We start from the raw sequence: 876 nt of genomic DNA on the forward strand, positions 1-876 counted from the left end.
GGCCATCGAAGTGGTGGGCGGCGCGACCCGTGGCAAGGCCATCATCGTCATGAACCCGGCCGAGCCGCCGCTGATCATGCGCGACACGGTCTACACGCTCAGCGACTTCGCCGACGAAGCCGCGATCGCCGAATCGGTGCAGCGCATGGCCGCGGCCGTGCAGTCCTATGTGCCGGGCTACCGCCTGAAGCAGAAAGTGCAGTTCGACCGCATAGCTCAGCCCATACGCATTCCGGGCGTGGGCGATGCGCTCACGGGCCTCAAGACCTCGGTGTTTCTCGAAGTCGAAGGCGCGGCGCACTACCTGCCGGCCTACGCGGGCAACCTCGACATCATGACCAGCGCCGGCCTGCGCACGGCCGAGCAGATCGCCGCGCGCATGCTCGCGGCAACTTGAAATGCCCCCTGAGCGGCTGGCGCGGCAGGGGCCGTCCCCCGCTTCCCCCTAAGGGGGACGGCACCCTCGGTGCGGGGCGGCCCTTCCTCGGTGCCCCTGATCTGGAGAGTGCCAGTGGCATGGGGTGTGGGTGGCGTATCGACCGAGGAAAACTGAGAAGAGAACCATGAATCAAGCCAAGAAAATCTATATCTCCGACGTCACGCTGCGCGATGGCAGCCATGCGATCCGCCACCAGTACAGCATCGAGCAGGTCCGCCAGATCGCCCGGGCGCTGGACGACGCCAAGGTCGACTCCATCGAAGTCGCGCATGGCGACGGCCTGCAGGGCTCGAGCTTCAACTACGGCTTTGGCGCCCACACCGACCTCGAATGGATAGAGGCCGTGGCCAGCGTGGTCAAGCACGCGAAGATCACCACGCTGCTGCTGCCGGGCATAGGCACCGTCCATGACCTCAAGGCCGCCTATGACGCCGGCG

Annotated in this window: 2 pseudogenes; both read left to right on the forward strand. The window is 66.2% G+C overall.

Annotated elements, in window-relative coordinates:
• Window positions 1-397: pseudogene (locus GVL12_RS25705) on the forward strand (acetaldehyde dehydrogenase); the annotation flags it as partial.
• A gap of 166 nt (window positions 398-563) precedes the next feature.
• A pseudogene (locus GVL12_RS25710) lies at window positions 564-876 on the forward strand (4-hydroxy-2-oxovalerate aldolase); the annotation flags it as partial.

This window comes from Pantoea sp. 18069 (assembly GCF_902706035.1).
Classification (GTDB): Bacteria; Pseudomonadota; Gammaproteobacteria; order Burkholderiales; family Burkholderiaceae_C; genus Comamonas.